This window comes from Cyclobacteriaceae bacterium (assembly GCA_030584025.1).
Lineage (GTDB): Bacteria > Bacteroidota > Bacteroidia > Cytophagales > Cyclobacteriaceae > UBA2336.
The window spans coordinates 982793-1009309 of sequence record CP129487.1; the positions used below are offsets into that span (position 1 = coordinate 982793).

32 protein-coding genes and 1 tRNA gene are annotated in these 26517 nt (G+C 44.2%); 22 read left to right on the forward strand and 11 right to left on the reverse strand.

Going from position 1 to position 26517, the window contains the following annotated elements:
* Positions 1-2: 2 nt before the first annotated feature.
* The 17 genes from QY309_04785 to QY309_04865 are packed head-to-tail and all read left to right on the forward strand — an operon-like array spanning position 3 to position 11015.
* Positions 3-773 carry a hypothetical protein gene (locus QY309_04785; protein WKZ60797.1) on the forward strand — a complete coding sequence of 257 codons (771 nt, stop codon included), beginning with the start codon at positions 3-5 and terminating at the stop codon, positions 771-773.
* On the forward strand, positions 773-967 hold the full coding sequence (locus QY309_04790; protein WKZ60798.1) for a hypothetical protein: 195 nt from the start codon (positions 773-775) through the stop codon (positions 965-967). Before QY309_04785 ends, QY309_04790 begins: the two co-directional genes overlap by 1 nt.
* Complete coding sequence (locus tag QY309_04795) at positions 964-1725, forward strand: hypothetical protein (protein ID WKZ60799.1); 762 nt, start codon at positions 964-966, stop codon at positions 1723-1725. The genes QY309_04790 and QY309_04795 overlap by 4 nt, the downstream gene beginning before the upstream one ends.
* Complete coding sequence (locus tag QY309_04800) at positions 1715-1939, forward strand: hypothetical protein (GenBank protein ID WKZ60800.1); 225 nt, start codon at positions 1715-1717, stop codon at positions 1937-1939. Before QY309_04795 ends, QY309_04800 begins: the two co-directional genes overlap by 11 nt.
* On the forward strand, positions 1936-2481 hold the full coding sequence (locus tag QY309_04805; GenBank protein WKZ60801.1) for a hypothetical protein: 546 nt from the start codon (positions 1936-1938) through the stop codon (positions 2479-2481). Before QY309_04800 ends, QY309_04805 begins: the two co-directional genes overlap by 4 nt.
* Positions 2478-3029 carry a D-Ala-D-Ala carboxypeptidase family metallohydrolase gene (locus QY309_04810; GenBank protein ID WKZ60802.1) on the forward strand — a complete coding sequence of 184 codons (552 nt, stop codon included), beginning with the start codon at positions 2478-2480 and terminating at the stop codon, positions 3027-3029. Before QY309_04805 ends, QY309_04810 begins: the two co-directional genes overlap by 4 nt.
* Positions 3026-3388: a hypothetical protein gene (locus QY309_04815; protein ID WKZ60803.1), complete on the forward strand. Its 363-nt coding sequence runs from the start codon at positions 3026-3028 to the stop codon at positions 3386-3388. The genes QY309_04810 and QY309_04815 overlap by 4 nt, the downstream gene beginning before the upstream one ends.
* Positions 3373-3966, forward strand: coding sequence for a CHAP domain-containing protein (locus QY309_04820; protein WKZ60804.1), 594 nt, complete (start codon positions 3373-3375; stop codon positions 3964-3966). Before QY309_04815 ends, QY309_04820 begins: the two co-directional genes overlap by 16 nt.
* A gap of 3 nt (positions 3967-3969) precedes the next feature.
* Entirely contained in the window at positions 3970-4137 is a 168-nt protein-coding gene (locus QY309_04825; protein ID WKZ60805.1) for a hypothetical protein, read from the forward strand.
* Positions 4134-4463: a hypothetical protein gene (locus QY309_04830; GenBank protein WKZ60806.1), complete on the forward strand. Its 330-nt coding sequence runs from the start codon at positions 4134-4136 to the stop codon at positions 4461-4463. Before QY309_04825 ends, QY309_04830 begins: the two co-directional genes overlap by 4 nt.
* 1 nt (position 4464) lies before the next feature.
* Positions 4465-4890, forward strand: coding sequence for a hypothetical protein (locus QY309_04835; protein WKZ60807.1), 426 nt, complete (start codon positions 4465-4467; stop codon positions 4888-4890).
* On the forward strand, positions 4887-8153 hold the full coding sequence (locus tag QY309_04840; GenBank protein ID WKZ60808.1) for a hypothetical protein: 3267 nt from the start codon (positions 4887-4889) through the stop codon (positions 8151-8153). Before QY309_04835 ends, QY309_04840 begins: the two co-directional genes overlap by 4 nt.
* Before the next feature lie 10 nt (positions 8154-8163).
* Positions 8164-8496 carry a LysM peptidoglycan-binding domain-containing protein gene (locus QY309_04845; protein WKZ60809.1) on the forward strand — a complete coding sequence of 111 codons (333 nt, stop codon included), beginning with the start codon at positions 8164-8166 and terminating at the stop codon, positions 8494-8496.
* The gene (locus tag QY309_04850) at positions 8493-8723 is read left to right on the forward strand and encodes a hypothetical protein (GenBank protein ID WKZ60810.1); all 231 of its coding nucleotides are present in this window, start codon (positions 8493-8495) and stop codon (positions 8721-8723) included. The genes QY309_04845 and QY309_04850 overlap by 4 nt, the downstream gene beginning before the upstream one ends.
* A gap of 14 nt (positions 8724-8737) precedes the next feature.
* Positions 8738-9880, forward strand: coding sequence for a hypothetical protein (locus QY309_04855; protein WKZ60811.1), 1143 nt, complete (start codon positions 8738-8740; stop codon positions 9878-9880).
* An 11-nt stretch (positions 9881-9891) separates the two neighbouring features.
* Positions 9892-10212 (forward strand): hypothetical protein, encoded by a 321-nt coding sequence (locus tag QY309_04860; GenBank protein ID WKZ60812.1) that lies wholly within the window; start codon positions 9892-9894, stop codon positions 10210-10212.
* A gap of 14 nt (positions 10213-10226) precedes the next feature.
* Entirely contained in the window at positions 10227-11015 is a 789-nt protein-coding gene (locus QY309_04865; protein WKZ60813.1) for a hypothetical protein, read from the forward strand.
* Here QY309_04865 and QY309_04870 read toward each other — a convergent pair.
* The 5 genes from QY309_04870 to QY309_04890 all read right to left on the reverse strand — a co-directional run bounded on the left by QY309_04870 (position 11003) and on the right by QY309_04890 (position 13902).
* Entirely contained in the window at positions 11003-11314 is a 312-nt protein-coding gene (locus QY309_04870) for a hypothetical protein (GenBank protein WKZ60814.1), read from the reverse strand. The genes QY309_04865 and QY309_04870 overlap by 13 nt on opposite strands.
* 39 nt (positions 11315-11353) lie before the next feature.
* Positions 11354-12535: a tyrosine-type recombinase/integrase gene (locus QY309_04875; GenBank protein ID WKZ60815.1), complete on the reverse strand. Its 1182-nt coding sequence runs from the start codon at positions 12533-12535 to the stop codon at positions 11354-11356.
* A 71-nt stretch (positions 12536-12606) separates the two neighbouring features.
* Positions 12607-12690: transfer RNA gene (locus QY309_04880), tRNA-Leu, on the reverse strand.
* A 77-nt stretch (positions 12691-12767) separates the two neighbouring features.
* Positions 12768-13061: an antibiotic biosynthesis monooxygenase family protein gene (locus tag QY309_04885; protein ID WKZ60816.1), complete on the reverse strand. Its 294-nt coding sequence runs from the start codon at positions 13059-13061 to the stop codon at positions 12768-12770.
* A 4-nt stretch (positions 13062-13065) separates the two neighbouring features.
* Positions 13066-13902, reverse strand: a complete 837-nt coding sequence (locus QY309_04890; GenBank protein ID WKZ60817.1) for an SAM-dependent chlorinase/fluorinase — start codon at positions 13900-13902, stop codon at positions 13066-13068.
* Between the two features lie 30 nt (positions 13903-13932).
* Here QY309_04890 and QY309_04895 point away from each other — a divergent pair, with 30 nt between their 5' ends.
* The 5 genes from QY309_04895 to QY309_04915 all read left to right on the forward strand — a co-directional run bounded on the left by QY309_04895 (position 13933) and on the right by QY309_04915 (position 20724).
* On the forward strand, positions 13933-14892 hold the full coding sequence (locus QY309_04895) for a PhoH family protein (GenBank protein WKZ60818.1): 960 nt from the start codon (positions 13933-13935) through the stop codon (positions 14890-14892).
* 55 nt (positions 14893-14947) lie between these two features.
* Positions 14948-17011, forward strand: coding sequence for a ComEC/Rec2 family competence protein (locus QY309_04900; GenBank protein WKZ60819.1), 2064 nt, complete (start codon positions 14948-14950; stop codon positions 17009-17011).
* Positions 17012-17015: 4 nt separating this feature from the next.
* Positions 17016-17789 (forward strand): enoyl-CoA hydratase-related protein, encoded by a 774-nt coding sequence (locus QY309_04905; GenBank protein ID WKZ60820.1) that lies wholly within the window; start codon positions 17016-17018, stop codon positions 17787-17789.
* Positions 17790-17884: 95 nt separating this feature from the next.
* The gene (locus QY309_04910; GenBank protein WKZ60821.1) at positions 17885-18742 is read left to right on the forward strand and encodes an ABC transporter substrate-binding protein; all 858 of its coding nucleotides are present in this window, start codon (positions 17885-17887) and stop codon (positions 18740-18742) included.
* 71 nt (positions 18743-18813) lie between these two features.
* Positions 18814-20724, forward strand: coding sequence for an ATP-dependent DNA helicase RecQ (locus tag QY309_04915; protein ID WKZ60822.1), 1911 nt, complete (start codon positions 18814-18816; stop codon positions 20722-20724).
* 4 nt (positions 20725-20728) lie between these two features.
* Here the strand turns inward: QY309_04915 and recN are convergent, their stop codons facing one another.
* The 6 genes from recN to QY309_04945 all read right to left on the reverse strand — a co-directional run bounded on the left by recN (position 20729) and on the right by QY309_04945 (position 26475).
* The gene (gene recN, locus QY309_04920; protein ID WKZ60823.1) at positions 20729-22381 is read right to left on the reverse strand and encodes a DNA repair protein RecN; all 1653 of its coding nucleotides are present in this window, start codon (positions 22379-22381) and stop codon (positions 20729-20731) included.
* 63 nt (positions 22382-22444) lie between these two features.
* Entirely contained in the window at positions 22445-23350 is a 906-nt protein-coding gene (locus QY309_04925; protein ID WKZ60824.1) for a DUF4835 family protein, read from the reverse strand.
* The gene (gene coaBC, locus QY309_04930; protein WKZ60825.1) at positions 23343-24545 is read right to left on the reverse strand and encodes a bifunctional phosphopantothenoylcysteine decarboxylase/phosphopantothenate--cysteine ligase CoaBC; all 1203 of its coding nucleotides are present in this window, start codon (positions 24543-24545) and stop codon (positions 23343-23345) included. The genes QY309_04925 and coaBC overlap by 8 nt, the downstream gene beginning before the upstream one ends.
* Before the next feature lie 11 nt (positions 24546-24556).
* Positions 24557-24877 carry a DNA-directed RNA polymerase subunit omega gene (locus QY309_04935; GenBank protein ID WKZ60826.1) on the reverse strand — a complete coding sequence of 107 codons (321 nt, stop codon included), beginning with the start codon at positions 24875-24877 and terminating at the stop codon, positions 24557-24559.
* Between the two features lie 2 nt (positions 24878-24879).
* Complete coding sequence (bamD, locus tag QY309_04940) at positions 24880-25692, reverse strand: outer membrane protein assembly factor BamD (GenBank protein WKZ60827.1); 813 nt, start codon at positions 25690-25692, stop codon at positions 24880-24882.
* Positions 25693-25770: 78 nt separating this feature from the next.
* The gene (locus QY309_04945) at positions 25771-26475 is read right to left on the reverse strand and encodes a T9SS type A sorting domain-containing protein (GenBank protein ID WKZ60828.1); all 705 of its coding nucleotides are present in this window, start codon (positions 26473-26475) and stop codon (positions 25771-25773) included.
* Positions 26476-26517: the final 42 nt, after the last annotated feature.

Below are 26517 nucleotides of genomic sequence, written 5' to 3' on the forward strand. Positions count from 1 at the left end.
CTATGTTTGCAGGCGTACAAAATCACGAAGCGTTTTTTTTCCTTACGGTAACGGACCTTACTGCGCGTAACAACATACAGCCGCGCAGGTGGGGTATGATTATCCAGGTTACTGAAGATGGCACACCCGCCAACAACGTTGCATGGATTTTAGTACGTGGCCTGAGCAACACCGACATAAACGATAACACTAACTGGCAAGAACTTTCCGATTACATAGGTGCAACCACACCCGCAGGCGGAAGCGACCAGGCAATACAATACAACAATGCCGGAGCATTTGCCGGTTTTGGTTCGTGGGATGGTGCCGATATGGTTATACCGGGCAATGTTATTTCACAAAATGGCGGCAACGGGTTTAACCTGCGCGAAAGTGCAGCCAACCCATACAACAATGCGCAGTTTGTGAATTGGGGGTTTTGGGATACAGCTGGCGCAGCTGGTAACATGGATCGAAACATATTTTTATCCGACACCATAACCGATGCCATTGCAACCATTTTACTTTTTGCACAAGGTATTGCTGAAGATGGAGGCGCAGGCATAAGCAAAGTTATTTCAGCCAGTTTTCGTAAAGATGGAGCAGCCGACCCGGTACAGATTGGAGCCAACACCGATTTGGTAAGTAAAGAAGATAGTGGCGACACACCAACAATAACCATTTCAGCCGTAGGTGGTGGTTTGGATGATATACGGGTTGCCTACGATAGCGGAAGCGTTACAGTTTACCGATGGAATTTCTTTGCCATCATATCATTTGTAAAAGTTGTGTAATGAAAGAAAAAGACTTTATCGAATTTTTTCCGGTTGCCAGCCAGGTAACCGATGGCAAGTTTAAAACCTTGCTTGAAGCCCGTACCACCAGCAACCAGGTGCAGATACGTGGCCGCATTGAAATTGTTGGCCTTGCAAAAGACCAACAGGAAATTATGAACGCACTCAGTAAAAAAATAATAAAACTGACATGAGCAAATGTGCCTTACCCACCTGCGGAAAAGAATTTGAACCGCTAAAGCCTAACCAGGAGCATTGCAGCCCGTGGTGCAGGCGGCAACATAACATTGCCAAAAAACTAACCGCCACACAACCGGATAAACCCGGTTTGCAAGGCAACCTGTTTAAGAAAACTGATGATGAAAAACCGGTAATGAAACGCGAACGCATTTCAATGCCTTCAGGCATGGATATTCAAACGCAGTATGTATTCAACATGCTGAATAAAGACGTTGACCGGTGGGAAAGTGAAGCCAAAGAGCAAAGCAAGCGGGCTGAAAAATATAAAGAAGAAGCCGAAAAGCTACGCAACCAACTGGCCGAAATTAAAACCGAAGAAAAGATAAAAGAAATTGAGCGCCAGCACGAAAAACCATCCGGGTTAAGCGGGTTGCTGGAGCACGCCAAAGGGCTATTTGATAACCCACACACCGGCCCGGTAATAGCCGATATTTTACGCGGCATTTTTACACCGGGTGGCATTATGCCTATGCAGGCACAACAATTGGGTGGCGATGAAGAAACCAACGCAGTGATAATGGAATTACTGCAATGGTTTGCCCACCAGGATAAGCCCGTGCAGCTCAGCTTTGCTACGCTTATTACCGCACTCAATACCGTGCAGGATAAAACCAAATTGCCCGAACTGATTGGCCGGCTGGTCAACATCATTAAAAACGGCAGCACCATTGTAAAGAGTAACGGAACGGCAAGCATGGCGTATGGTACTTGAAAAAAATACAGCGTATAAAGCTGCGCTTAAACTTTCATGGATTGAAAGCATAGCCAGCAACGAAATAGTGGCGAAAGAATTTATAAAAATCGGGTTTACCAATGTGCGCGTAACCGGCAGCGGCCAAAACCGCGAAGCATCCGGCACATGGACCGGTGCCACACAGGAAGTAAACACCATACCGAAACAGGTAACGAACATTAGAAAGATATGAACGCATTTGCACTTTCAGGTTTTTCAGGTTTAGGCTGCGACTGCCAGCAGTTGGGTAGCGTGTTGGCATACGATCAGATTAAAATTGGTGGTAAAACCTATTCAGTAAATCAGATCATCGGCAAAACCATTACCGCCAGCGTTGATACAAAATTGTACAGCGGCCCACGAGGAACACCATCCGTAGTGGGCACCGTAAAGGCCGGGCAACCCATTGGTATTGTGTATAGTTATTTACGACCTGAGCAAGCCGATGGCCGTAGCTGGTTAATGTTTGAAAGTAGCTACACACCAGGAACTGCACCTAAAGTTTACTACGTGCCCAACGAAGCTGCCAGCGGCAGCGGGTTAAAAGACCAGGGAGCCATAACCGTAGCACAAGAAGTTAAAAAAGAGCAGGAAGAAGAAGCCCGCAGAACTGATCCCGTGGGCTACTACCTGAAAAAGTACGGATTGCCCGTGTTGCTTATTGGTGGCGGCATTTATTTGGCTGCAACGTATGGTAAATCATTTATCCAGGGTAAACTATCGCAGGCGGCATGAAAAATATAAAATGGTATTGGTGGGCCTTGCTTATTGCCGGTGGTGCAGCGGTACTTAACCGCCAGCGCATTGTAGGCAACCTCAATGCCATTAGGTTGGGCACAAACTTTACGTTGGATGAGTTTATTCAAACCGCCACCGGTTACGATAACGTACCGGGTGAAAGTGAAATAAATAACCTGCGCACCCTGGTTCAAAACGTATTGCAACCCTTTCGCGATTACCTGAACAGAATACGGCCAGCCGGAACACCCGAACGCAGAATTGTACCTTCATCCGGTTACCGTTCACCATTAGTTAATGCAGCCGTTGGCGGATCTTCCACCAGCGATCACATGACCGGCCGCGCAACTGATTTCAGCGTACCCGGCATGACACCCAACGAAGTGGCCGAAGCACTAAAAAAATCAGGTTTACCGTTCGATCAGTTAATTATTTACCCAACGCATGTGCACGTAAGTTATAAAACACCGTTGCGCTACATGGTTATGACTAATCTAAACGGCTTAGGTGGAATTGATCAGTATGGAAATGAAATTGATGTATGACACGCTTTAAAAAAATATTGAAAACATTTAACGGGTGGTTTGGCTTCGCCATAGCCAGCGCACTGTTTTTTATTGCACCACCTGTGTACCGCATTTTTGATCCAACAGCGGGCCAGTTTGATGCCGGTTACATTCACCCGATTATTTACGCGGCATGTGTGCTTTGCTTTGCCAGCGGATTATCCTTCGCGCTGGTATTTTTTACTGCGCCAGGCTTACACAAGGCATTCGATGAATTTTTAGAAAGCGATGGCAGCAAGCCGCTGGAGGGCTACAAATTCAGCATGGCCAAGCTGGCCTTTATCATGTTTTTAGTGTTCACCTTTTTATTCTGCGCAACCGTATGGTTTACAGTGTAAAAAATAACGCGCCACGGGGCAATGTAATACTGGCGGCAGTGCTTACCGCATTGTTTCTGCTTATGCTTACGTGCTCAGGTTGTGTGCCTGAGCAAAAGCCGGTTATTATTCAGCCACCGGTAAGCAGCTTAATTAAGGCCACCAAAACCCAACGCGAATGTGTAGTTGAAACATACCGTGCTGAAATAGGTGTACGCGAAGCAACCGGCAATAACGATGGCCACCACGTTGAAAAGTACCTGGCCAGCACACAGCTTGGCCCAGGGTACGCCTGGTGCGCAGCTTTTGTAAACTGGAACATGCGCCACTGTGGCGTAATAGGTCCGCAGGCTGCGGCATGGTCGCCAAGTTGGTTTGCAAAAGATAGGCTAACCCATAACCCATTGCCAGGCGATGTGTTTGGCCTGTATTACCAAAGCAAAAAACGCATTGCACACGTAGGCTTTGTTGACGAATGGACCGCAACTAAAGTACGTACCGTTGAAGGCAACACCAACGATGCCGGCAGCCGCGATGGCGTATATGTGAAGTATCGAATACCGAAACAAATTACAGCAACCGCAAACTGGATTGATTGAACTATGAATTTTGAAGAAAAACTTTCGATTTTAGGATTTACAGTTATAGGCATAAACACCATTGCCGACCTCAACCAAATACTGGAGGCTATTTTATTAACCGGATCAATCATTGCCGGTGGGGCCGGTATGTATTGGCGCTACCTCAAACATAAACGCGAAAACAAATGATCAGCACAGCCATACTTTCAAAAATTGGTTTACCGCTACTCATTGCCGGTGGCAGCTTCTTTGGTGGCATGGTGTTTCAGGCCAAAGTATTGAAACCAAACATTGTGGTGGATAGCAAACCGGTGGTAAACATACCCAGGTGCCCCGACTGCAATTGCCCGCCCGCCATTGGCACGGAGCTGGATAAAATTAAAAACACACGCGGCACCGTTAATTTGCATTTACACCAAAACTATACCGTAGCCGGTGATAGCACTGCGCTGCGCACCATAGTTGAAGAAACCATTAACAACGCGTTCGACAAACGAAAAATTAAAAAGCAATAACATGGGATCATTATTCAGAAGGCTAAGTACAGGTGATGTAATCGAACCAGGGATTTCACCAAATGGAAAATTTGTAAGCCCCGATCAGGTAAACAAAGGATCTAACCGGGTAACTTTTAATGGTTCTTTAGCCATGAATAACCCAATTGGAACGGTTTGGCCAGATTACGTTCAAGATGATAATTTAACCATTACTATTGATGGTGATGCTATTCCGGGTGGTACTGATTCAGTACGCATTACAGCGAATGGCGACACCATAACCCTTGACCCAGCCTATACATGGGTGAACATGGCCAACGATGAAATTTCAAACACTGATGGTGCAGTTAATGAACTTATATTTTTCGCCAAATTTTTAAACTACGATAATCAGGGTAATGCTAACGCTGGTACAATACTATACACCTGCAAAATTATTGTATGAGTGGATTACGGAAAATATTGATGGCAATGGGCGGTGCCTACGTTTTTTCTGACGAGTATTTAGCTATTCTCGCTCAGGCTACAACATGGGGCATAACGAAACCTACATTAGCCTATCAAATCCGGCAGGATCAATTATTGCGTAGGTGGTTGGCTGACGGAACCTGGGATAACGCAGACAAAATTTATTTTATAGCCAACGATGGATCAAAACAATTTGGAGAGATTGAATGGAAAAACCCATCCACGCATCGACTGACCGAAGTAGCTAATGGTGGTGCTTTAATTTGGGATAGCGAAGAAGGCACAAAATCTGACGGGTTAGCTTATTATAATGCTGGATTTTCTCTTTCCTCTTTAACACAGTACCAACAAAACAGTGCGTTTATAGGAATTGTTCAGTTTAATCCGGTGGCTAACACAAGCCAAATTACCGGAGTTAGATCAGCATCATCGCAACGCGCAGTATTAACACCACGCAATAACAGCGATGCTTTTTCAGCTATATTTAATTCAGGTACAGCAGTTACTGTAATATATACACCAAGTGCAGAGTTTAATTATTTGTCTGCTAAACGTGATGGAACAACCGTAACAGTTTCAGCTAATGGTGAAATAAATACAGGCAGCCACGCTTCAACAACAGTACCTACACATAACTATTTTGTACTTGCCCAAAATAACGCGGGTACACTCACAGCAGGTTCACAGGTAACAAGCCCAATGAGTTTTTTGATTATAGGAAATAAGGATTTAGATGGTGTAATGGACGATCTTCAGGATTTTTTTGAGGAAGCCCCTATAGAAGGGGCGTTCATTTACGGTGAACTTGAAACACTGTATCCCGAAGCCTCTTTTGAAGAAATTACAGCCATGCGTGTAAACAACATGAATGTGTTGAAAGAAAAGGCTTTGCGAGCTATTGATACAGAAACCGTTTTACAGATTACCGATTACCTTGAAATTTATGCAGAACCCGATCAGGGTGATACCGTAACAAACGGTAAAGTAAACATCAATGCCGATGAAGTGCTGCGCATTAATGCACCATTTACTGTTAATGTATTCCCGTTTGCAAACGATCATTTACGCTATGTGCTTTTTAAAGTTAATTCAGGAGGCACCTTAGAGTTTACAGGCGGTGGTAAATGGACTGCAAATGATGTATTGAGTGGTCAGCTTGAAACCTATAATGTTACGTTGAGAAAAAGCGCTAATCCAAAATTAATTGAGCTGAATGAATCCGCCCGTGCTGGCTTTTGGGATAACCTTGAAGTGGGCAAAACAATTTTAATCAACTATGAATTTGAAACCATTGGTGAAGTAAACACCATTGCAAGTTGGGATGAAATAGCGGGTACCATAACGGTAACCAACGATATTAACACCACCAACGACCGATCAAACGCATACACATTTATTGGTACTGCTTTTGAACCTACCATTTCAGTTGCCGATTATGAGGAATATGGTAGATTTTGGATTTATGAAAACCACCGAAATGTTTTTGTGTACTCTATTCCACCAAACGGTCATCAAGCGGTTTATATTTCAGCCGATAACCTTCAAACCTACGGGTTTAACAGGCACTTCCTGCTAAGTATTGAACGTGGTGAACTCGAATTTACAGGCGAAGTAACCATTGAAAAGAGTGAAATAGGCATTAACTTTTTTGCTTCGAGCGCTGCCAATTACCAAATGTTTAGGTTTGAAACACTAAACCTTGTGGATAACGGGGTTATCGTTGCCGGATCAATAACGAGCTTTACAGCAGGCGATATTCTTGGCTCAGGTGCATACATACATCCAAATATTTTGATACGTGGTGACCAACTGAATTTGATTAGAAATACTGCCTTTGCCTTTAGATTATATTCTGCATCAGGTGGTGGGCCTGTTATCGCTGATCCTGAATACCGCGCAGACTTTAACGTAATTTATTGTGAAGATAACATTGAAGGCGATTTTCGTTCAAGCAACAAAATACCAACCAATGTAAACCAACTGCTTAACAGCACACGGTTGGTAAACCTGCATTACCAAACTACCATTGGTTATGCTGAAATGACACTTGTTGATGTACAACCCGATCATACAGATATTTATGGCAGCTTCCCAACTGATTGCATTATAAATGGTGGTATAATTACGGGTGAACTCTTTATGAGTGGTTCGATTACATTTAACAACACCACATTAAAGTTAAAAAATAAAGAGTTTAATGCCTCTCAGGCTTTATTTATTGTTAACGGTGCAAACCCAACGCTTAATTTAATTGATTGCGAAGTTGATGTTGACGATACTGTAAGTTTATTTACACCGGGTAACGCTGAACCGGGTGGTGCGCAGCTTGCACAAGCCTTGATTTACGTAGGTAATGTTGCTGATGAAACCGCTGGCCCTCAACTTATGTACATTGAAGGGTTAACCGTTGTAGATAATAAATATTATTGCGGATTTTTCCTGAAAGAAGATGACGGGTTTGCCGAATGGGATGTTTCGCAAGTGGTGGGTGGAAAAATAATAATTAAAGATTCATCCATAAACACATCACGCTGGTCGGATTATACACGCTTGCGGCCACACTTACGAACTCAACTTGAAGTTGACAATTGTAGCATAGTAGCAGGTGGTATGCTTCAAACCGGAACCTTACGGGTAATGGTTAATAAACCTTTACTTACAACAGCAAACAAAACAATTAATGCAAACACAGTTAATTTTAACTTTGAGCAGGATGTTTACATAACAGGTGGCGGAACACTTGAAAACCTGAAAGCCAACTATTTTGACGGAGCGAGTTTATTAGATGGAACCATTAACTACAATGGTGTGGTACGAATCCATGCAGTTGGTACAGATATTACAGTTGTAAACACAGGAAATATTAATTACTCAGGTACAATTACAGCGGGTAACTTCCTTGAACTAAACGGATCAACCGAAATAGCCGGGGTGTTAAGTACAGAAGTTGAGCGTGTATTGGCAACATCCGATGGAAGCCTTGATTTAGTGGAAGCTGAATTGCAGGCGCTATATGGGATGGACAATAAATTTATTGAAGATGTTGAAGTGGAAACGGATGAAGTGCTTTCATTTGATGGATTTTTACTTGACGGAACCAATGCGGAAGGATTTGTTGATACACGAACAGGTACAGTAAACATTTTACGAAAAACCGGAACATGGGCTAATGGTGTTGATGTGATAATAAGATATAAATACTACACAACTGTAAACCATTTGGGCGTTTGGCAACCTTAATTTAAAACGTATGACCTACACCGTAAAACCAGGCGACACACTAAGCAAAATTGCCCGCGATGTATTGGGCAACATGGCCCTTTGGCCGGCAATTGCTGAGCTTAACGATTTGAAAAACCCGGATCTGATTTTCCCCGGCCAGGTGTTGATTTTACCCGATAAACTGGAGCCACTAACACCCGCCACACAACCCACCCCGCAACAAGCCGGTGTGCCCGGGTGGTTAGGCTGGTTGCTGGCCTTGAGTATTGGTGGTGGGTTGTTATGGGCCAACCGGCACAAGCTAAAAGCAAAAGCCAGCAAGGCCATTGCAACCGTTAAACGTAAAGCCAAAAATAAATGAGCACGCAAAACAAAATATGGATTGGTGTAGGCATTGCCGGGCTGGCCGCGCTGCTTTACTTTAAGCCGTGGCGCAAAAAAAGCACCGATTACCTGAACCTTGAACCGCATGAGATCAGGGAAATTGACTATTTGATAGGCAATTTTGGATATACCTATGAAGAAGCCTTGAACATAACACTTGATAAATTCCGCAAGGAGTATAAAGGATCATCCGGGTGGAGCTAATTTTTAATTGAACTATGCGAATAGCCGAAAAGCACATACGCCATTACAATCGCCTTAACGGCAACCTGATTACCAAAAAAGCCCTGGTAAAATTTCATGCTGCCCTAAAAAAAGACATTGACAGCAGGCGAATTGATGCACACGTACCGTTTGGCGTAGAGTGTTTGGATATCGAAAAGAAACTGGCAAAGGCAATTACACAGATTAACGGCCACACCATGCAGGTTGAATTAAAGCCGATAAAACTTACTTCAGTAAAAGTGGTACATACCAAAAACGATATTGAACCGGTTAAGAAAAAAAGTAAGAAGGAAAAGCGTAAAGCCTTTAAACCAAAAAGCCGGGGTAAAAAAACTAAAGTGGTGAACGCTCCTAAGTTGAAGCGAGAAAGTAAAAGACCACTGCCACCTGTGGATCGTAACAAGCGCGGCAAGGCCGCAGCGGAGCCTTCAATAAATTTAAAACCGAAAGTGGAAAAGCGTAAACCTAAAATGGCTAAATCACTCAATGGACTGGCCGGTGCCGATCAGCTTACCAGCATACAATTTTATGAGCACGATTTAGGTCCGTTCAAAAAGGAGTTTCATCGCCTTAACAGCGATAGCAACGTAATGATATGGGGCCAGCCCGGCCACGGTAAAACGGTTAAGTTGCTCCAGCTTGCGCAACACTTTGCCAATAATGGTAAAAAGGTGTTGTACGTGGCTGAAGAAGAATACGGCAAAAGCACACTGGCCGAAAAATTAACCACGTTTAAAATCGGCCATCCTAATTTGAGCTTTTCCGGTGAACTGGTGGAAGATCACCTGGCACACTTTGATGTGATTTTCTTCGATAGCGTGAACAGCATGGGCCTAACCAGCCACGATGTAAAGCGCCTGGATAAAAAGTACCCGAACAAATTATTTTTCCTCATTGTGCAAACCACCAAAGAAGGCGACTTTAGGGGTGGCCGTGATTGGGAGCACATTGTAGATATTGCCGGAGAGATCCGCAACCGCAAACTGATCCTGCGTAAAAACCGCCTCGATAGCAACTTTAAAACCAAAGCCGATAAACTTATGGTTGATGCCCTGGTAGAAGAACAAAAGCAAAAGCAGCAAATCAAAAAACTTGTTAAAGAACAAACGGAACCGGCCGAACCGGTAAGCATGTAAACCCATATTTTATGTTTGTAGATACTTCATACCTCACAACCGTAAAGGTTAACGACCCGATTAAGCAGGTTGCAACCACCACAACGCAACCAGCGCCACCACAGCAAAAGGCTAACTTTTGGGATACGCTTTTTAAAGCTGCCGATAGTGCTGCCAACGTAATTAATGCCGTAAAGCAACCGGCCACACAAACGCCAACGTATGGCGGCAGCTTTCAGCCACAGCCCATACCACAACAAAACAACACCATGAAAACCGTGTTGATTGTTGGCGGTGTTGCCGTTGCTGGTTTGGCCGCGTGGGCAATTTTTGGCAAGAAGAAGAAAAAGTAAAAACCAAATTTTTTATGAACGCCTTTGCACTTTCCGGGTTGGGTGTAACCGTTACACCCGATCAAATTAATACCATTACAAACATTGCTTCACAGACTACACCAACCGGTAGTAAGGCTAGCGTTATTGCCAGTGGTGCAGCAGCAGGGGCAGGGTTTGGTACAGCTGTGCCGGTTATTGGTACAGCCGTTGGAGCTGTATTAGGTGCATTTGCGGCATTAATTAAGCTGGGCAACAAACCAGCCACGCATACCATGAAGCGCGTAACCATTAACGGGCTTGAATATATGGAGCTTATACCGAAGGATCCGGCTAATAGATTTCATCTGCTTGTTTTAATTGATGGACATGCAAGTACATTTGTACCAATACTTCCATTAAGTACAACAAATAGCCTTTTAATATCCGGCACGCTTAAAAGAGAGTATGAAGCCCAAATACAGGCCAAGTTGGCGGACTTTTTTTTCTCAAAGGGCATTTTACAGGTGGCTGAAAAAAATCCTAACGATTTGTTAACCTACAAATTCCCCGCTGATATTGTAAAATCTGTGCAAGCCAAAGGCTACGACTTTAACAAGGTAGATAGACTAGTGTTAACTGCACCTGATGGTGTCGTTTACAGCATACGCGGTAATCAAGTATTTTCAAACATGCAGGCACCTGGTAAGCCGGGTGAAGAAAGCCCGGCCATTATGCAGGCCGGGTTTGGTTGGATTGGTGCGCTTGTTGCATTAAGTATTATTGGGGGGTTGTGGTGGAGTGCCCACAAAGCGGAGAAGAAAAAGAAAAATCAATCAACGTAGCGTATTACTTTGTAGTTGATACCCTGCATTTTTCCGGGTTCAGGAAAATCAATAATAACACCTTCAGCGCCATTAACTTTACCAGCTTTACGTATGGGTGCAATTATCCATTCTTTGCAACCCATCGCCACGTTCAAACTTTTTTCCTCCAGCACTTCATACCTGGCAAGTGGTTCGCTATAAATGTAAACATCCATACCAAAATACTTTTCAACTTTGGCGTGGCTACGCTCATTAACTTTTGTAAACGCCATTGCCATAGCTGCTACGGCAATGAGTGCAAGGAACAGTTTTTTCATTGGTATATTTTTTTTGATTACAGTAACCAAATATAATGCCTATTCGGCAAATCCTTTCCAGTGTTGTAACGCCTGGTGGTCGTCCATCAATCCCAAATCGCGCAAATACGTGTTGGTTTGTTCAATGCTTTGGTGCCGGCATTGGCGTTGCACCAGCTTAATATCTTTTGTGGCCCGGTACAAGCTAATAGCACCGCTATGCTTGTAACTGTAAATATCGTAGGGCCGGTCGGTATAGTTTAGCTCCTTCAGCACCTTAACGTTTCGCTCCCAAAATGTGCTACGGTACGGCATGGCCTCGCCAGGCGCTTGCTTTTTGCCAAAAATGAAATGCTGAGGATCCGCCTTCAGGATGGCTGCTTTTTTAATAGCGCGCAGCAACGGTGGAGCAATGGCCACCCATTCATCGTTTCGGTTTTTGCTAATGGTACCGGGTATAAATAACCGGTTTTCTTTCACATCAATGTGGTGTATGCGTAGCTGCATCAATTCGTTTGGCCGGGCAAGTGTGTAGTAAATAAAGTGAATAAACAGCCATAGTTGCGTGTAGTCTTTATCCAGGCAAAGGGCCAATATTGCCTTCATTTGTTCATCACTAAATGCAGCATGTTTACGCGCAACGGTTTTCAGTATGGGGACATCTTCAACCGGATTTTTTTTGAACGAGCCGGGGTATCGCTTCATTACCCACCTGATGAAAATATTAAAATCACTTCGGTACTTGTTGTGTGTTTTGTTGGCAATCTGCTTTTCTTTTTTGAGCCAGGTAAACCACGCGTGCAGGTCGTTGGCATCGAGCTGCCGTAATTCAAAATCGGTTTGCTTGCGTGCATCAACATACTCCAGCCAATTGGTGGCCAGTGTAACGTAACTGCGGTAATAACTTTTGCGGTAACCGCCTGCCTCCTTGTGATCTTTAAAGAATAGCAGCGCTTCACTTACGCGCATGGTTTTAATATTGGCTGGTGGTTCGGCTGTAATTTCATCGCGGCCCAGGCACATGCCGGCAGTGAGCTGCGCGTTAACAATGCTTACCATTTCGCGGCCGATATCAAGGCGCTGCGCAAGCGTATTTTTTTTACGGTTTAGTGGGTCGAACAGTCGCCTGCGTTCCAGGCGTTCAGTCTTAACGTTCCATGCAGAGAAATCGACATACCAGCGTTTAGTAACATCGTAGTTGTGATGCACCAGCTTAGCCAGTTTATATGGGTACCGTGGCACAGTTTCTTGGCACAGTTTGTTGAAGTCGGTAAAAAGTGCGTTAATCTGATCGAAAAACGCACCTTTTTTAGTACCCGGAGCCGGAGTCGAACCGGCACAGTATTGCTACCATTGGTGTTTGAGACCAACGCGTCTACCAATTCCGCCATCCGGGCTTTTTGAAGAACGCCAGGCCGTTTACCGGCCTGTTTGTTGGGCTGCAAATATGGGTAAAGATTACCGTTTGAACAATCTACAATTCAATAAATTTCTGGAGCGAAAATGCCTGCGAACGCTCGGCAAATAAGGTTTTTATGCCCCCCCAAACATTGCCGAAAAGCTCTGACTTGCGGTATCGCTCCAGGCACTCCGCATCTTTCCAATGGCTTAAAGTCGTGTAGGTGTTGGGGTTATCAACATCTTTTAAGAGTTGAAGATGGGTACATCCTTCAAAGTTTCGGATGGCCTCTTTGTTGGTGTTAAAAATTTGTAAAAATTCGTCAACACCGGCCTCCGTAAAATGCATGCGTACAATTCTGATCAGCATAAAGTTAGTCGTCAAAGATAATGTTTACCACGCTATCGTATTCAAGGCCCAGCAATTCCGAGGCATTGCCTTTGTAGATTCCGATTTCCATTAAACCCAGGCTGTTAAATACAATAAAACATTCTCCTTCCTCGGCCTGGTTGTATTGGGTATGGAGCTTTCTGAACTTTTCCCCACCAAACTGAATGGTGAACACTTTATCCTGACTCAGTACGTCAAAGGCTTCTTTGGTAATGTTGGTCAACAGGTTGCCAAAATTATCCACCCGAAGCACATGACCGGTAATTTGTTTTCGCGTGGCTTTCATCTGCCGGTCGATCATTTTTTTGAAGGTAGGTAGCGGTTTTCCAAGCGATGTGATGCCCACTCCACTGGCTAATCGGGCTGCAGCCGGAGCAAAAATTTCTTTTTCCGGGAAGGTAGTAGTTGAAGTAGTTAGTGTATTCAGTTCAACCAGGTTCTGTTGGGCTTTATCGGTAACCAAGCCAAACAGGCCATTATCTGCGCCAACAAAAAAATGATCTTCCACCTGCAAGGCGATTGCGGCATCGTTTCGGTTACCCGTGGCATGCACACCTACCAGGTGCACGGTGCCTTTTGGGAAATCACGAAAAATACCCCGCAAAATGAAAGCGGCATGTGCCAGATCGCACGGAGCAATGGCATGGGTAATGTCGATGATTCGGATACCCGGATTGACCGACAGGATTTTAGCCTTGATAGCCGCCACATAGTGGTCGTTTGTTCCCGAATCTGTCAGCAGGGTAATAATGGCCATGTATTGATGCTCCCCGTGTTCTTTTGTAAGTTTACTGGCAAAAATAAACACTTTTAACAGCATTTATTATCCGTAAAAACTGCATCCCGTATTTTGACTGAGAAAGTAATAACCCTTGAGGAAGTATCCCTGGTTGATTTTCTGGGGATTGAAAACCGAAACATCACCGAACTGGCATCTGCTTTTCCTAAAAGCCGTATTGTGGCGCGGGGTAACCAGATCATGGTTCGCGGAAGTGCCGATGAGATTATTCAGATTGATGATATCCTCCAGTCGCTGATGGACCATTACCATAAGTACGGCATTATTACCGAAGAAAATGTGAAGGATTATGTTTCGCGTGAGCAGGAAATTGTTCAGTCGCAGGTTGCGGGTGAAGAGTTGATTCTTCATGGAACCAAAGGCACACCGATTAAAGCCAAAACCCCAAATCAACAACGATTGGTGCAACTGGTGAAAGAAAACGACCTGGTGTTTGCACTCGGTCCTGCGGGTACAGGCAAGACCTACATTTCAGTAGCACTGGCCGTGCGGGCACTCAAAAATAAACAGGTAAAGAAAATAATCATAACTCGCCCCGCAGTGGAGGCAGGGGAGAACCTGGGTTTTCTTCCCGGTGATTTGAAAGAAAAGATTGACCCGTACCTGCGCCCAATTTATGACGGACTCAACGACATGATTCCATACGAGAAGCTTCAATATTATATGGAGCGCGAAATCATTGAAATAGCGCCTTTGGCCTACATGCGCGGTCGTACGTTAAATAACGCCTTTATTCTGCTGGATGAAGCGCAAAACACCACACCCATGCAAATGAAAATGTTCCTCACGCGTATGGGCCCTGATTCCAAAATGATTGTTACAGGGGATACCTCACAGGTTGATCTTCCGAAAAAACAAAGTTCCGGTTTGAATGAAGCCATCTCGATTTTAAAAGACGTTAAGGGCATTGGCTTGATTGAACTGAATGAAAAGGATGTTGTCCGTCATAAATTGGTGCGTGATATCATTGACGCCTATGCGCGCAAACAGAAGAGTGAAGGCGGAAATTAATAGTCTGAATTGATCCTTGCCTTGAATTCTATCGCCTTTTCGCTATTTTCCCTACATGTTTTATTGGACGCCCTACACATTTGTACGGATCGTTTTTTTCTTCATTGCAGGTATTGTATTGGGCATTTATCAGCCTGATCTGATTCCTGATAAAGTGGCCTGGTTTCTTTTTATCGGATGTGTGACCGGGTTTCTGATACTTTCTCGTTTTAAATATAAAATCAATCCTGGCGTGTTGGGTTTGATGGCAGTACTCTTTGCCGGTTACAGCAACACATTATTACATACCGAATCAAGAAGGGCAGATCATTTTTTGCATGAAAAGGTAATCAAGCAATACATAGCCGTTGTGGCGGGGTTTGAAGAAGAGAAGACCAAGTCGTGGAAGGTTGAAGCGCATGTTCAATATATTTTTGATAGTGCGAACTGGAAACCGGTTTCCGGAAAGATGCTTTGGTATTTTTCAAAAGAAGATTTCCCCACTCCGTTCTCCTATGGCGATCGTTTGCTGATACAGGGTTCACCTAACGAGTTAAAGGGGCCAGCCAACCCGGGCGAGTTTGATTACAAACGCTTTCTCACATTCAAGAAAATTTATCATCAGCAATTCTTACGAAAGGAGTCGGTGCACTGGATTGAAAATGATCCGCCTCATGCTATAATGGCCTATGCCTTAACGGCAAGACGTTGGGCTGAAAGCGTATTGGAGAAACACATTCATGGGAATCAGGAGCGAGCTGTTGCATCTGCTCTGATACTGGGTGTTAAAGATGGTTTGGATAATGAATTGGTTCAGGCCTACGCTTCATCAGGGGCTATGCATGTACTCGCAGTATCCGGACTGCATGTGGGGATTATCTATTTTATTCTCATGCTTTTTCTGAAACCTTTAAAGCAGTGGAGGTATGGAAAATGGATGCTGGCCGTGATCAGTATTTTGGCGTTGTGGGCTTATGCATTTGTTACGGGCCTTTCGCCCTCTGTTTTGCGTGCCGTTACCATGTTTACGGTTATTGCCTTATCACGACCATTAAATTACAGCACAAATATTTACAATACGTTGGCTGTCGCAGCCTTTGCTTTGCTGGTGTATGAACCTTACCTGATCATGTCTGTCGGGTTTCAGCTTTCTTTTCTGGCGGTAATCGGTATTGTATACGTTCAACCTAAACTCGCCCAACTGTGGGAACCTAATAACGGATTGCTGGATAAGGTGTGGCAGGTAACCTGCGTTTCTTTTGCCGCACAGTTGGCAACGTTTTCATTGGGTCTGTTATACTTCCATCAGTTTCCAGTGTATTTTTTGGTTTCGAATCTGTTTGTAATTCCGGGAGCTTTCATTTCGCTTCTTATGGGGGTTGTTTTGTTGATGGTAAGTCCGTTGGATGTTGTAGCAAGCTGGATCGGACAATTGCTGGAAGGTATTTTAGGATTATTGAATTACCTGGTTTTTGCTGTTGAACGATGGCCCTACAGCCTGATCAACAACATTTACATCACCACCGCTCAAAGTTGGTTGATTGTCGGGATCGTGCTGTTCGCTTTGCTGCTGTTTCAGTATCGAAAGTATATTTATTTGATGGGTGTATCTGCTTGTGCATTGTTGTTTGGGTTGACTCAATGGGTTCACTACCAACAGGAAATCAATCAGGAAAAATTTGTTGTGTATAGTGTGGCTGGTCATCATGCTATGGAATGGATGGATCGGGGAAAATCTTTTTTGTTTGCCGATTCATTACTGGTAACCAATGCCGATCGCATGCGGTTTCATATTCGTCCAAACCGGTTAATCAGCGGTATTGAGCGGATTCATTACAACGAATCAGCTTTTGTTCAGGATATTCCCGGTGGTCGACTATATTCCTGGAAAGGAAAGACTTTTCTTCAACTTACATCACCGGATTTTTCTTTGCCAGATAATCTTAAAATCGATTATGTGATTATCAGTTATAATAGTGTAAGGTCATTGACGCAGCTAAATACTATCAATTATAAACAGATAATCATTGACAGCAGTAACGTATATTACAACGTAAACCGGTTGATGAAAGAAGCGATGCAACTTCAACTTCCGGTGCATTCCGTTTTACAACACGGAGCCTTTTCCATAAAATTGTAATGTTATGAACATGGTTGAATATACTGTAAAGGAGCGAATCGGCAGAATAACCCTGAACCGACCGGATAAGCGAAACGCCTTGAGCCCGGAAATGGTTGAAGGGTTAAAGCAGGCTTTTGATCGGGCGGCAAAAGACGATCAGGTTAAAGTGATTTTGCTGAATGCTTCAGGAGAAGCGTTTTGTGCCGGAGCTGACCTGGCCTACCTTCAACAACTGCAAAATTTTTCGTTTGAAGAAAACCTGGCCGACTCCAATCAATTAAAGGAGCTGTTTGTGAATATCTATACGCACCCAAAGGTAGTGATCGCACAGGTTCAGGGTCATGCCTTGGCTGGTGGCTGTGGATTAGCCAGTATTTGCGATTGGGTGTTTGCCGTGCCTGAAGCCAAGTTTGGATACACGGAAGTGCGGATTGGATTTATTCCGGCCTTGGTTTCCGTGTTCTTGTTACGTAAGCTTGGTGAAGGTGCAGCACGTGAATTGTTATTAGGTGGTGAGTTGATTGCCGCAGATCGCGCTCTGGCAATTGGTTTGATAAACCGCGTGGTAGCAGCTGATAAACTAGAAGTTGAAGTGAATGATTTTGCTTCGCGATTGATCGCTTCCAATTCGGCTGATAGCATGAAGCTCACCAAAAAGCTGATAGCAGAAGTTCAGGGTATGACTTTAACGCAAGCCTTACAACACGCGGCCGAATCCAATGCCCATGCGCGTGGCACCAATGATTGTAAACGCGGCATCGAAGCCTTTCTCAATAAGGAGAAAATCATCTGGTAATTTTCAATGTGCCGGTAAATAGTACATTGATCTTACTCCATTCCCCTATTTCCTGAAACTATTTTGTAAATCGGTTAACACTAATCGATTTGACTATGAAAAAGACATGGGTTTTGGTGATGCTTCTATTGGCATCGGAGCTGGTACTGGCTCAAGGGTATGTGGGGGATTCATGGGCGCAGGTAAAAGCAAATGGGCAGGGAACCATTTCCCTCGCGTATGTAGAGACTCCCAGTTTTGTGTACAAGGATAACAACGGAAAACTTACGGGTATTTGTGTGGATATTACCAACGAGTTTGTGAATTGGGTTAATAAAACGAAAGGCGTTAAGCTTCAAACCAAGTATGTTGGTGATGGAAGTAATTTCAGGGGCATGTACGATAAGGTAAAGGCTTCTACCGGTGGTGTTTTTGGGTTGGGAAACATTACGATAACCGATGAACGAAAAAGGGAAGTAAAGTTCAGCCCGCCATTTATAACCAACTTTGCTATCCTGATCACACAAAACAACGTGGCTACCTTAAATAAACTGGAAGATATTTCCACTACGTTCTCAAAGCTTACAGCATACACTGCAAAGGGTACGCTGAATGAAAAACGAATTCTTGAATTAAAAAAGAAGCACTTCCCCGCAATGAAGGTTGTTACACTAGATACCAGTCCTGATGTATATGAGAAAGTATTTTCTGATCCCAATGCATTTTCTTATCTCGACCTTGCCTTTTACCTGAAAGCGGTAAGCGAACGGAAATCGGTTAAGCGTCATCCTGTTGGCGACATGGCAGCGGAGCAATTTGGTTTTATTATGCCTACGAACAGCGACTGGACTCCATTGCTTGAAGAGTTTTTCAAAGCAAACGGTGGGTATACAAATTCAACCCCCTATAAAAATATCCTCACCAAACACCTGGGTGAAACGGGTGTGAAACTCCTGCAATCGGCAAATAAGTAACAGGTACTGAAATATTTTGTGACATGAAAAACGGGCTTTGGCCCGTTTTCTTTTTTATATCTTTATAAAGTTTGGATACACCCCTCTCCATATTAAAGCGCTATTGGAAGCACACCGTCTTTCGTCCGATGCAGGAAGAGATTATTGCTTCCGTACTCAAAGGACAGGATACCCTGGCATTGTTGCCAACAGGCGGTGGTAAGTCGGTTTGCTTTCAGGTACCGGCCATGTTGCTGGATGGGTTGTGTATTGTGGTGTCACCACTCATAGCCTTGATGAAAGATCAGGTTGAGGGATTGAAGAAGAGAGGCATACAAGCGGTGGCACTTCATTCCGGGATGCCACGCGGCCAGATTGATACAGCACTTGATAATTGTATTCATGGTTCAGTAAAGTTTCTGTACGTTTCACCTGAGCGGTTGAAAACAGAAATTTTCATTGCGCGTGTATCGCAAATGAAGGTAGCGTTGTTGGTGGTAGACGAAGCACACTGTATTTCGCAATGGGGGTATGATTTCCGGCCGCCTTACCTGGAGATTGCCGCACTGCGCGATTTGGTTGGCGATATTCCGGTAATTGCATTGACGGCAACCGCCACACAATTGGTTAAAACCGATATCATGGAAAAGCTTCGTTTCCGAAAAGCTCACGGAGTTTTTCAGCGAACCTTTGCCCGCGAGAACATTTCCTTTGTTGTCCGCAAATCGGAAAATAAGGAGAAGAAATTATTGGAGATATTACAAAAGGTAAAGGGCCCTGCTATTGTGTATGTGCGGTCGCGTAAGGCAACAGTCGAATTGGCAAATCTGCTGAACCAAAAAAACATTACAGCTTTGCCGTATCATGCCGGGTTGCATTTTCAGCAGCGCACGGAGCATCAGGATGATTGGTTGAAGGGAAGGTTTCGGGTGATGGTGGCCACCAATGCATTCGGTATGGGCATTGATAAGTCAGACGTTCGGGTGGTGGTGCATATGGACTTACCCGAAAACCTGGAATCGTATTACCAGGAAGCAGGCCGTGCCGGGCGCGATGGCTTACGGGCTTATGCCGTTATTCTCTATCACGATTCCGATGTTGAATCACTAAAAACAAAAGTAAAGTTATCCCATCCGGAAATTCCGGTGCTCAAAACTGTTTACCAGGCACTGGCGAACTATTTTCAACTGGCTGAAGGAAGTGGAGTGGGTGAGAGTTTTGATTTCGAATTGCATGATTTCTGCGAGCGATACGGTTTTCATGTGGCGGAGGTCTATGGTGCCTTGAAGAAACTGGAAGAAGAAGGATTGGTTCAATTTAATGAAAGCTTTTACAGTCCTACGCAACTGCATATTCAAATGGATCGGGGTGCCTTGTATGAATTTCAGGTTGCCAACGAAAAATTTGATTCGGTAATTAAAATGCTGTTGCGCTTGTATGGCGCGCAGTTGTTTACGGATTTTATAAAAATATCAGAAGCTCAATTGGCCACAGGTTTGAAGGTTGATATTTCTGAAGTTAAAGGTTTGCTAAAGCATTTAGATGAGCTTCAGGTGGTCACGTATCAACCGGTTATTGATAACCCGCAAATTACGTACATCCTTCCCCGTCAGGATGCCGATCGTTTACCGGTAGATCGTGCGCGGCTGGCTGCCCGCAAAAAACTGGCTGAAGAAAAGATGCAGGCTATGGTGGATTATGCTTCAACCAATCACCGATGCCGGATGCAGCGCATACTGGAATATTTTGATGAACACAGTTGGGAAACATGCGGCTTGTGTGATGTGTGTATCGCAAACCGAAAAAAGGAAAACCGGGAAGAGGCAGGGGAAATTCATCAGGAGATACTGAATTTACTATCGAACGCAGCCATGACCAGTGAAGAGCTGGAGCAAAAAATCAATCCACGTGATGTCGAGTTGTTTGTAGATGTTATCCGCGAACTGGTGGATGAAGGAAGAATTGAGTACGATGAGGTTTGGAAATTGCGGATCAAACCATAATAAATCAGTTCACCAGTAATTCACGGGCATTTTCTACTGCTACTTTTGAAGGCTTTTCTCCGCCAATCATTTTGGCGATCTCTTCTACGCGTTCCTGTTCGGATAAGCGCTTAATGGAACTGATTGTTTTTTTCGAAGAGTTATCTTTAAAAACAAAGTAATGGGTATCGGCCTTCGCGGCTATTTGTGGCAGGTGACTGATGGTTATCAATTGATGCTTTTTAGCCATCGCTTTCATCAGCTTGCCCAGCTTAATGGCAATCTCACCCGAGACACCGGTGTCGATTTCATCCAATACCAAGGTGGGCATCTCCGTTTTTTCAGCCATCACATATTTTATGCAAAACATCAAGCGCGAAAACTCGCCACCCGATGCAACATCACCTAACGGCCGGGGCGCTATTCCCTTGTTGGCACTAAACAGCAAATCGAGGCTGTCTGCTCCATAATTAGTCGGGGTAGTTCTGGCGTGTTCAATTCGCAGGGATGCTTGTGGAATACCCACTTCGTTTAACAAATGTGTGATCTCTTTGCATAACGACTCGAATATCTTGGTTCTCGCCTTGCTTAATTTTTCTGCAAGCGCCTGCATCTGTTTTGTTTTCTGATCAAGGTCGGCCTTTGCTTTTGCAAGCTCATCATCAAGGTTAGCCGTCAGGTTGGCTTTTTGTTGGAACTCTTCCTGGAGCGTTAGCAGTTCATCAATTGAGTTTACCCGGTGCTTTTTAAGTAAGCGATACAATAAGTCAATACGATCTTTGGCTGCTTCAGCGCGTTGCGGATCAAATTCAACTGCGACTTCAGCTGTTTCGATTTCGTTCAGGATGTCATCCAACTCAATAATGTTACTCTGCAATCGATCAGCCAGCGTTTCGTAAGCTTTGGAATAATCAGCAACCGCCTGTAATTGATTGCGTGCTTCTGTTAGCGCTTGTTGTGCAGTATATTCCGATCGGGAAAGCAAATCCAATATGGCATTAAACCGACTTTTTATATCCTCGGCATGCTCCATGATTTTCAATTCGCTTTCTAATTTCTCTTGTTCACCGGGTTCAAAACTAGCTTTCACCAATTCATCCAATTGAAAGTTGATGAAGTCTGATTCCTGCCTTAATGATTCAGCTTTCAACTGAAGCAATTCGTATTCCTTTTTTGATTGAACGAATTGTTGCCATGCTTCCTGGTATTGCTCCAGCAGACTTTGATTGCCCGCATACGCATCAACAAGCTTTAGTTGAAAATTCTTATCGCCCAGCATCAGCGTTTCGTGCTGGGAATGAACGTCCATAAGCAGTGCGCCAAGTTTCCGCAGCACATCCAACGTAACCGGTGTATCGTTTATAAATGCTCGCGATTTTCCACTTGGGCTGATCTCTCTTCGGATGACGGTTTGATTATCGTAATCAAGATCTTCCGCTTTGAAAAATGATTTCAGGTTGTACGGCTTGATGAGGAAAATACCTTCCGTAATGCATTTCTCCTGTTCATCCCACAACACTTTGGTGTCGGCCCGGTTGCCCATGAGTAAACCTAAGGCTCCGAGCATAATGGATTTACCCGCACCGGTTTCGCCAGTAATTACGTTCAGGTGACCCGAGGGCTCCATTTCCAGGTGCCGGATGAGCGCATAGTTTTTTATCGTCAGGTGCTTAAGCAACGGGAACTAATTTTTCGAAATATACAGGATGAATGCCTACGGCACCACAAAGAATTGGGCCGGCTAATTCTTTATAATTTTCTCGTAGCTCGACCGGTTGGAGGGATCCATTGTGGTAATCAGGTCATACACCTCCCTGCGAACGGGGAGTTCGCCTTCGGAATAAATGTTGGCGAGTTCACGTCCTTTGGCATCGAAAAAGGCGATAATCAAAATGGCGTTCGGGTTTATGTCCCGGGCTTTTTTAATGTCCATCAGGCCTTTTAAAATGACCTCGCGGCTCGCATCGGCATCTTTGTCAAAGGTATCAAGGCCAAGCCTGTGATAGCTGTATGATGCTTTGCGGATATCGGTAAATTGGGTATTGATAATATTTTCGATTAGCCAATACCGGTTACGAATGCTGCCAACAGATTGCCAACCCGGGCGATTGCTGGATTGTGCATTGTTCACAACCTGTAGAGCTTTTTGAAAATGCGGTGTACCACCCAGTTCGCTAAAGGTGTCGTAATCCATGCCTAAAATAACGTAGGCATAAAAGGCAAGCAGCGAGGTGATGTTTGAGGTAAAGGTATTGTCGTTGAATTCCAGCGGTTGCGATTCGAGGTAATCAAATTCCCAATCGCGGTCAGCAAAATTGAAAATCAGGCTGTTGTAGTTGGTGTTGTAAACCGGTCGGGCAGCCTGCACCTGTACAGATGCACTGAAAATTCCAATAGCCGGCATGTCGTTTATGTTGATCAGAATGCTGCAATTAATTTTTTCATGCGGCAGGTAGTTGTCATTGGTCCATTTGCGGGTGTTCAGAAATTGCTGGAAAGCATTTTTCATATCCGTAAACACCGTACGGTCGGTGGTTTGCACTTTGGGGCCAATGTTTATGGTAACAATGCAGTTTAATTCCTGTGCCACTGCGTTTGATGCAGCAAGCCCGATCAACAGTACAGACAGAAATAAGAAGCTACGCATGAAGTTTTTCGCGGATTGCCTGAACAATATCTTTAGCCAGTTCTTTTTTGCTTTTCAGTTCGTATGAGGTGGCCTTTTGATGGCGATCGAGGATGGTGATTTTATTGGTATCGTGGCCAAAACCGGCTCCCTCATCGTTTAAGGAATTCAAAACGATCAAATCAAAATTCTTGGATTCCAGTTTACCCAGTGCATTGGATTTTTCATTTTCAGTTTCCAGGGCAAAACCTACAATGAGTTGTCCGTTTACTTTTTGTTTACCGAGTGAGGCTGCAATGTCATGTGTCTTGGTCAGCTCAAGCGAAAGCGTTTCGTCTTTCTTTTTAATTTTTTGATCGGCTCTGACAAGGGGTTTGTAGTCTGCAACGGCTGCAGCCAACACGGAAACATCCGTCTTAGGAAAGATTTCCTGACAAGCCAAATACATCTCTTCTGCCGACATCACCTTCTTAACGTGAATGGCGGGGTGAATCGTATGCAAGGATGTTGGGCCGGAAACCAGATGAACGGTTGCGCCTTGCTTAGCCAACTCCTCGGCTATGGCATACCCCATCTTTCCGGTGGAGTGGTTGCCAATAAAACGCACCGGGTCAATCGCTTCATGCGTAGGGCCAGCAGTTACCAATGCAGTCTTACCCGAAAGCGGTTTATTTTTTTTTAAAAACTGGTCGATGTATTCCAGGATTTCTTCAGGTTCGGCCATTCGACCTGTGCCTACCAAACCGCTGGCCAGTTCGCCATGATTGGGTTCAATAATGTGATTACCAAAGCGAGTAAGAGCTGTCAGGTTTTCTTTTGTAGAAGAATGTTGAAGCATATCCAGATCCATGGCAGGAGCCACCATTACCGGACATCGGGCTGACAGGTACACGGCAAGCAATAAATTGTCGCAGGTACCGTGAGCCATTTTACTGATGGTGTTGGCACTTGCAGGCGCGATAACCATCGCATCAGCCCAAAGGCCAAGTTCAACGTGGTTGTTCCACTCTCCGCTGTTATTTCTGACAAATTCAGATAACGCAGGATTTTTGGATAATGTTGAGAGCGTTAAAGGAGTTATGAATTCATGCGAAGCAGGAGTCATGACAACTTTTACTTCTGCTCCTGCTTTTACAAGCAGTCGTACGAGAAAAGCGCTTTTATAAGCGGCTATGCTGCCGGTTACCCCTACCAGTATTTTTTTTCCGTGCAGCATGCCGGATAGAATTAATTTTCAGCAGCGTTCTCTTCTTCGCGCAGGCGGTAGTTCAACTTGCCTTCCAGAAATTCTTCTGTAGCCGTAGAAGTTGGCTTAGGCATGCGCTCATAGAAACGTGAAATTTCTATTTGCTCACGGTTTTCGAATACTTCTTCCAGGTTATCAACGGTAGTGGCGAACTCAGCCAGTTTGCTGTTCAGTTCTTCCTTGATATTCACTGCAATTTGTTTCGCGCGCTTGGAAATAACCACTACCGATTCGTAAATATTTCCGGTGGGTTTAGCCAGTTGTTCCAGGTCGCGGGTAACAATAGATGATTGGATAGCCATAATTATGAATTTATATTTTTGAATTTACTGAGTTTTTCAAGACTGTCGGCATACATTTTTTCTGCCTCTTTAAGAAATGCGCTGGACGGGTACCGATCTAAAAATTCAAGATACGTGTCTACCACTTCCTGATACCGTTCACGCTGTTTTGAATAAATGCTTTGTTCAGCCAGTTTGTATTGCGCTTCAATAACCAGGTAACGTGCTTCTTCCAGGTGCTTGGAGTCAGGGAAATTATTTTGAAAGTTTTTTAAGGCTACAATGGCTGCCTTATACTGTCGCATCCGGTAGTATTGACGGGCATTTTCAAATCCTTTTTCGTCAAGTCTGTCTTGTGTAGTATAGATAACATCCAATGCCTGATCACGAAACTTACTATTCGGATAACGGTTTAGAAACTCCTGCATAGAAGCCATAGCCTCAATGCTGCCGGTTTGATCCAGGTTTGATCCGGGTGAAGATTTAAAGAGTGAATATGCGTACATGTAACGTGCTTCTTCAGCCAATGCGCTTCGGCCATACGTTTCATAAAACGTTCTGAATTGCTCAGAAGCCAACAAGTAAAGCCTTTCATGGAACTGACAGTAGGCCAGATAAAACTGTGCCTTTTCTGCTTCCGGTAACCCCCTGATAATGGGCATAACCTGTTCAATGAGCACGGAAGCACGATAGTAGTCTTTCTTATCGTAATAGCGCAGGGCAGCCTCGTATTTCACACGCCAATCGGGGTTTTTCTCGATTTTCCTGAATTTGCTGCACCCCGCTGCAATGAGCAAGGTTATTAAAATCGTTAATCCGGTTTTTGGTATCCGCATAAGCCCGCAAATATAGCACATCAACTGAAATGAGTAAAACGAAGATTTGGTGGGTTCAGATACGTTGGCGGGCTAAAATTAGCGCCTTACGATGAGTTTGCGCGTCATCACACCTTCATTATCGAGATACAGGGTGTAGAAATAAATGCCGGGGGTAAATTCTTCTGCTCTGATTTTTACCCGGTTTTCATGGTAGGGAAGGGGGTATTCAGAAAGGGCGCTTCCCAGGATGTTGTGTATGATTAGCTTGGCTTTAACCTGATCATTCAATAACCGGTACTCAATGTGGGCATAATCCGAAACCGGATTAGGATAAACATCGTGCACGGTAATAAACCGGGAGGAGTACATATCATTTTTAGCCGGTTTTTCTTCCACACTGAAATGTAGATCAACTTCCTGATAATCAATAGGATTAGCGCGATTGATCAGGGTGTATTTTACAGAACTCACACCCGGAACAAGACCGGCCTCAAGACCAATAGAAAAATTTTCCAGGGTTTGGCCAGGCTCAAGCCGTATGGTAATTTCGTTGGTGCTGCTTTCCTGGCAATCAGCATCCTTACAAAATAGTGTTTTTTGTGTGCTACCAATTTGCGAATCGGCCCTGCGGATAAGCAAAACAAGGGTTTTTTGAGTTGTGTTTTTAATGAACAACGGGGCTTTGATCTGATCTCCGATGAAACCTTTGTGGTTGTCCGCAACCTCCCTGACCTCAAAACTTTGCGCCTGAAGGAGCGATGCGATTAAAAGTGAACATGCCAAGAGTAGAGTCTTCTTCATAAACTTCTATGAAGTTCCTCAAAATTTAGCATTTTTTAGGGC

Excerpts from the sequence above, each read along its gene's own strand:
- QY309_04785 (WKZ60797.1), top strand. The coding sequence starts at position 3 with ATGTTTGCAGGCGTACAAAATCACGAAGCGTTTTTTTTCCTTACGGTA.
- QY309_04790 (WKZ60798.1), top strand. The coding sequence starts at position 773 with ATGAAAGAAAAAGACTTTATCGAATTTTTTCCGGTTGCCAGCCAGGTA.
- QY309_04795 (WKZ60799.1), top strand. The coding sequence starts at position 964 with ATGAGCAAATGTGCCTTACCCACCTGCGGAAAAGAATTTGAACCGCTA.
- QY309_04800 (WKZ60800.1), top strand. The coding sequence starts at position 1,715 with ATGGTACTTGAAAAAAATACAGCGTATAAAGCTGCGCTTAAACTTTCA.
- QY309_04805 (WKZ60801.1), top strand. The coding sequence starts at position 1,936 with ATGAACGCATTTGCACTTTCAGGTTTTTCAGGTTTAGGCTGCGACTGC.
- QY309_04810 (WKZ60802.1), top strand. The coding sequence starts at position 2,478 with ATGAAAAATATAAAATGGTATTGGTGGGCCTTGCTTATTGCCGGTGGT.
- QY309_04815 (WKZ60803.1), top strand. The coding sequence starts at position 3,026 with ATGACACGCTTTAAAAAAATATTGAAAACATTTAACGGGTGGTTTGGC.
- QY309_04820 (WKZ60804.1), top strand. The coding sequence starts at position 3,373 with ATGGTTTACAGTGTAAAAAATAACGCGCCACGGGGCAATGTAATACTG.
- QY309_04825 (WKZ60805.1), top strand. The coding sequence starts at position 3,970 with ATGAATTTTGAAGAAAAACTTTCGATTTTAGGATTTACAGTTATAGGC.
- QY309_04830 (WKZ60806.1), top strand. The coding sequence starts at position 4,134 with ATGATCAGCACAGCCATACTTTCAAAAATTGGTTTACCGCTACTCATT.
- QY309_04835 (WKZ60807.1), top strand. The coding sequence starts at position 4,465 with ATGGGATCATTATTCAGAAGGCTAAGTACAGGTGATGTAATCGAACCA.
- QY309_04840 (WKZ60808.1), top strand. The coding sequence starts at position 4,887 with ATGAGTGGATTACGGAAAATATTGATGGCAATGGGCGGTGCCTACGTT.
- QY309_04845 (WKZ60809.1), top strand. The coding sequence starts at position 8,164 with ATGACCTACACCGTAAAACCAGGCGACACACTAAGCAAAATTGCCCGC.
- QY309_04850 (WKZ60810.1), top strand. The coding sequence starts at position 8,493 with ATGAGCACGCAAAACAAAATATGGATTGGTGTAGGCATTGCCGGGCTG.
- QY309_04855 (WKZ60811.1), top strand. The coding sequence starts at position 8,738 with ATGCGAATAGCCGAAAAGCACATACGCCATTACAATCGCCTTAACGGC.
- QY309_04860 (WKZ60812.1), top strand. The coding sequence starts at position 9,892 with ATGTTTGTAGATACTTCATACCTCACAACCGTAAAGGTTAACGACCCG.
- QY309_04865 (WKZ60813.1), top strand. The coding sequence starts at position 10,227 with ATGAACGCCTTTGCACTTTCCGGGTTGGGTGTAACCGTTACACCCGAT.
- QY309_04870 (WKZ60814.1), bottom strand. The coding sequence starts at position 11,314 with ATGAAAAAACTGTTCCTTGCACTCATTGCCGTAGCAGCTATGGCAATG.
- QY309_04885 (WKZ60816.1), bottom strand. The coding sequence starts at position 13,061 with ATGCTGATCAGAATTGTACGCATGCATTTTACGGAGGCCGGTGTTGAC.
- QY309_04890 (WKZ60817.1), bottom strand. The coding sequence starts at position 13,902 with ATGCTGTTAAAAGTGTTTATTTTTGCCAGTAAACTTACAAAAGAACAC.
- QY309_04900 (WKZ60819.1), top strand. The coding sequence starts at position 14,948 with ATGTTTTATTGGACGCCCTACACATTTGTACGGATCGTTTTTTTCTTC.
- QY309_04905 (WKZ60820.1), top strand. The coding sequence starts at position 17,016 with ATGAACATGGTTGAATATACTGTAAAGGAGCGAATCGGCAGAATAACC.
- QY309_04910 (WKZ60821.1), top strand. The coding sequence starts at position 17,885 with ATGAAAAAGACATGGGTTTTGGTGATGCTTCTATTGGCATCGGAGCTG.
- QY309_04925 (WKZ60824.1), bottom strand. The coding sequence starts at position 23,350 with ATGCGTAGCTTCTTATTTCTGTCTGTACTGTTGATCGGGCTTGCTGCA.
- coaBC (WKZ60825.1), bottom strand. The coding sequence starts at position 24,545 with ATGCTGCACGGAAAAAAAATACTGGTAGGGGTAACCGGCAGCATAGCC.
- QY309_04935 (WKZ60826.1), bottom strand. The coding sequence starts at position 24,877 with ATGGCTATCCAATCATCTATTGTTACCCGCGACCTGGAACAACTGGCT.
- bamD (WKZ60827.1), bottom strand. The coding sequence starts at position 25,692 with ATGCGGATACCAAAAACCGGATTAACGATTTTAATAACCTTGCTCATT.
- QY309_04945 (WKZ60828.1), bottom strand. The coding sequence starts at position 26,475 with ATGAAGAAGACTCTACTCTTGGCATGTTCACTTTTAATCGCATCGCTC.